Annotated in this window: 4 protein-coding genes; 2 read left to right on the top strand and 2 right to left on the bottom strand. The window is 37.2% G+C overall.

Annotation, left to right across the window (positions count from 1 at the left end):
- Nucleotides 1-629: 629 nt before the first annotated feature.
- Together OXU73_02080 and OXU73_02075 are read right to left on the bottom strand one after the other, a co-directional pair.
- Entirely contained in the window at nucleotides 630-1,760 is a 1,131-nt protein-coding gene (locus tag OXU73_02080) for an FtsW/RodA/SpoVE family cell cycle protein (GenBank protein ID MDD9868094.1), read from the bottom strand.
- Between the two features lie 3 nt (nucleotides 1,761-1,763).
- Nucleotides 1,764-2,777 carry a hypothetical protein gene (locus OXU73_02075; GenBank protein MDD9868093.1) on the bottom strand — a complete coding sequence of 338 codons (1,014 nt, stop codon included), beginning with the start codon at nucleotides 2,775-2,777 and terminating at the stop codon, nucleotides 1,764-1,766.
- A gap of 76 nt (nucleotides 2,778-2,853) precedes the next feature.
- On the opposite strand from OXU73_02075, the gene hisS reads away from it, so the two are divergent.
- On the top strand, nucleotides 2,854-4,092 hold the full coding sequence (gene hisS, locus OXU73_02070; protein ID MDD9868092.1) for a histidine--tRNA ligase: 1,239 nt from the start codon (nucleotides 2,854-2,856) through the stop codon (nucleotides 4,090-4,092).
- The coding region (locus OXU73_02065; GenBank protein MDD9868091.1) for a hypothetical protein at nucleotides 4,077-4,326 on the top strand (250 nt) is incomplete at its 3' end. The genes hisS and OXU73_02065, both read left to right, overlap by 16 nt.

The following is a 4,326-nucleotide window of genomic DNA, read 5'->3' as shown; positions in this document are numbered from 1 at the left end:
GCTTGACGCAACTCATAAATTCGTTGCGGTCGGACTCACATTCTGCAATTTATTCCTGCTCACACCCCGCGATCCTTTCACCCCACACTTGAAAAATTGTGGAAGATGCCAGAGGCAGATTAGCCCACCAATCCCAAGCGTTGGTGGGCTTTTTTTTGATAAATTTTGCCCCCTTGACAAATTTACCCCCATTTCTTAGAATTCTAATTAGTCATCCTTGATGGGTGAACAAATGTTCTTTGAATTTACAGAACATGATGGTAAGACGGAACCATCATCAGTCTGCAAATTAGTCGTTAGTCAACAACACCCCCAAACCAATGCATTATCCAGACGATGCATCGTTGTTGCATTCTAATTTGTTTGTTGAATCTGTATCCTTTGGCAAGGATGACGAACAGTTTCAACTGGATCTAGAAGATTTCAAGTATGTTGCTCGGCCCAAATTCTTGCCTCCTGCTTGTAATCTCTCTGGATTAGATGTTGCCCATGTGATCGTTGAATGAATTTATTGATAGGTCGCCGCCCGGTGACTTGCCCCAATGATTCATCCAACATCCCATGTCTCGCAGGGACGCACCTTATGGTGCGTCCCTAACTCTTTTTATATACACAAAATAATTTTTTTCTCACCTGTGTTTAGAATGTTTTGCAATGTTAAGAAGTATTCCTATACCAAGTAAAGTTCCTATAATAACCGACCCTCCTTTACTAAAAAATGGAAGTGGAATTCCTGTAAGCGGAAACAATCCTATCTGCACCAATATGTTTATAAAAATTTGTGTCCCTATGAGGACCGCTATCCCAACTGCCAAAAAAGAGCCAAACTGATCAGATGCATTCCGTGCTATTGAAAAGAATCTATACAAAAGCGACATAAACAAAAATATAAGAAAAGACCCGCCAACAAAACCCCACTCTTCCAGAAAAACAGAAAATATAGAGTCGGTTGATGACTCTGGCAAAAAGCCAAATTTCTGCGCACCTGAAGCAAATCCCCTTCCCCACAAACCCCCAGAACCTATCGTAAGTTTTGACTGATTAACCTGATAAGCAGCATCATTCAGCTCTTCATCTGTCACAGTGCCCAACAAAACCTTCCAATGTGTCTCCAATCGCTCAAAAGTGTATCCCCTACCAAAAGCAAAAAAGGCGATTACTGGTATGACAATAATGGCGGCTATAACATACCAGCGAAATTTGAGAGATGATGCAATCATTATCCCAATAATTGATGAAACTATTACAAGAAAAGTCCCTATGTCGGGCTGTAGGTATGCAAGAGCACTCAAAGCAACAAACAAAACACCCAAACTTATAAGATGGTATGGAGATGGATTGCCGTTTTTCATAGAAGCAAAAAGCGCTGATACAAAAATCACAACTGCGATTTTTAATATCTCTGTCGGTTGAAAAGAATATGTTCCTATGAGTATCCATCTGTTCGCAGAAAAATCTCCACCCAACTCAGGAACAAATACCAAAGATACAAAACCAAAGGCAGCCAAAATTATATAAAGACAATATCTTCTCAATAATTTATAAGAAACAAATCTCCACATTATGAGTAGAACTATTGTCCCCAAAACAAAAGCCACTCCCTGAGATAAAATTGGTTTCAGTAGATTAAATTCTGCGTCAACACTAAATCTTCCCAACAAAGCTGAATATAGGGTTATGGTTCCTATTACTGCGAGTGCTATGGTAAGAAATAATGCCCACTTTATATTAGAGGTTGTTTTTCTGCTGGATAGCGACATTTTTTAGATAATAGAGATAAATATCAATACACCAAATGTTGCAAAAAAGAAGGCGACCAACGCATAACGAAACACAACTGATTGTGATGGCATTCCGATGGCTTCAAAATGGTGATGTATTGGCGTACTCAACCATATTTTCTTTCCATACATTCTTTTATTAACCATTTGTATTATCGTGGTGACAACAGTGACCACCAACATAATTACGATAAGTGGTAATAGAGATACACCTATCCCACCCGAATATGAATCCGTTATGAACGCAATCGCACCAAGTGCAAAAGACAGCGAAACAACACCAGTGTCACCCATATACCATCTTGCTGGTGTTATGTTGCGCCACAAATAAACTGCGATAGCGGTCATCATAATCACACAGAACAAAACAACCGACCATAGACCGAGAAACGCTGCGATTATTCCATAAGCAAGAAAAGCAACACTAAAAATACTTGATGTCAGACCATCAATTCCATCTATTATCCCTGACAAAAAAAGTGAAATGAAAACAAGCAGTATAGGAATCGCAATCAAGTGTCCGAGAAATACATCTCCATAAAAAGGAATATACAAGCTATCAATTCCAAGAGTGAAATTCATCAGTATTGATATCGCTATTGTCACAACTGCAATTATGACAATACGCCAATACACTCTTATTTCTTTATTAATCAATGTCTTGTAATCAAATAAATAACCCAAGATAAAGCCAAAAAACCAAATCGCGTATATAACAACAAAATCTATATTGTGAAATGGAAAAAAGAAAGCGGCGACCATTGAGCAGATAAGCACAACAAGTCCCATTATTAGACCGCCCATAATAGGAACTCGCAACCCATCTTTTGAATGGAGTTTGTTGTATTCAGAAGCATCTTCCCCAGAAAACAGCGCTTTTTTCTCCCTCAACCCAGTTATTGCGTATCTGCGGACATAACGAAGCACCATAGGAGAAAATAAAAAGCCAAAAAATAAGCCTATGATGATATACAAAAGATAAATTTCTGAAATCATAGAAGTATTATAGCACGGTGGAAAGAAAGAGCAGATTTTGATGTTATTTTCTGTGTGTGTTATACTTCCCTAAAATATGAAAAAAATACCAGAATCATACAAAGGGGTAAAGGACTTCTTTCCAGGGGACGCATATATAAGAAATTACATTATTTCTGTATGGTCGGATGTTTTGGAGGTGTTTGGTTATCAACAATACGATGCATCCGTGCTGGAGGAGATGTCTTTGTATAAAGGAAAAACAAGTGAGGAGATAATGCGCGATCAGATATATTCTTTTAAGGATAGAGGAAAAAGAGATGTGGTGCTTCGCCCTGAGATGACACCAACCACTGCAAGAATGATTGCAAAATTAAAAAGGGAGAAAAATTTTAGATCCCCTGTCAGATGGTATTCTATCCCAAACCTTTTCAGATATGAAAGACCGCAAAAAGGAAGACTGAGAGAGCATTGGCAGCTTAATGTAGATATATTTGGAGTTGAAGGGATTGAAGCTGAAGCTGAGTTGATTTCTATTGCAGAAACTATATTCGGAGTATTCGGTCTGACAAAAAATGATGTAACATTTGTTCTTAACGATAGAAACAGCATTGATAAGTTGATAAAGAAATATGTTTCCAAAAAAGAAAAAGTGTCGCAATTCATAAATCTTTTAGACAAAAAACAAAGGATATCTGAAAAAGAATTTAAAGACAAAGCCGTAGAAATTATAGGAAAAAATAAAACTAAAAATTTGATTGAGGAAATTGACAACCTAGAAGAGCCGTCTTCAATAAAAGAAATTAGAAAGATGTGCCCAGAAACATCTTTTGTGTATAATCCGTTCCTTGTCCGTGGTTTTGACTATTACACAGGCGTGATAATTGAAGTTTATGCAAACAATCCAAAAATGAACAGATCTCTTTTGGGAGGAGGTCGTTATGACAACCTTGTCGGAACATACGGAGAAGAAATGTCGGCTTGCGGTTTTGGTATGGGAAATGTTATGTTAAAAGAACTACTTGAAGAAAAAAATCTTCTTCCAAAAACGGAGTCCTCTGCTGATGTGTATATAGTGATGGAAGATAAAGAATTATTACCAAAGGCAAAAGATGTAGCAGAAGAGTTAAGAGCCGAAGGGATAAGGGTCGCAATAGATTACTCATACAAAAAGAAAGACAGCAGGTATAAAAAGGCAGAGACTGAACTGATACCCTTTATTCTTACCATTGATGATTCTTCTCCTTATGGAACAATCAGAGATATAGAGACAAGAAAAGACAAGAAAATAAAGAGTGTTGAAGATATAATAGATTTATTATGCGAAAAATTGTAATTGATATTGAAACGCAAAACATTATCAGACCCCAATCAGGTCAAACAATCGGTGATTATGACATATCCCTTGTTGGTTTGTATGACTATGAGACAAATTCTTACAGTTCTTATCTGGAAAATGAGTTTAAGGACTTGTGGGAATTGCTTAGAAAAGCAGAACTTATTATAGGATACAATTCCGACCATTTTGACATACCAATTCTTAATGAAAAATGCCCTTTTGATCTGAAAG

Source organism: Candidatus Campbellbacteria bacterium, assembly GCA_028817035.1.
Classification (GTDB): domain Bacteria; phylum Patescibacteriota; class Minisyncoccia; order Phycocordibacterales; family JABAAK01; genus JAPPQH01.
Note: the sequence above shows the minus strand (reverse complement) of the source record. Positions and strands in the feature narration are given on the sequence as shown.

Excerpts from the sequence above, each read along its gene's own strand:
- OXU73_02080 (MDD9868094.1), bottom strand. The coding sequence starts at position 1,760 with ATGTCGCTATCCAGCAGAAAAACAACCTCTAATATAAAGTGGGCATTA.
- OXU73_02075 (MDD9868093.1), bottom strand. The coding sequence starts at position 2,777 with ATGATTTCAGAAATTTATCTTTTGTATATCATCATAGGCTTATTTTTT.
- hisS (MDD9868092.1), top strand. The coding sequence starts at position 2,854 with ATGAAAAAAATACCAGAATCATACAAAGGGGTAAAGGACTTCTTTCCA.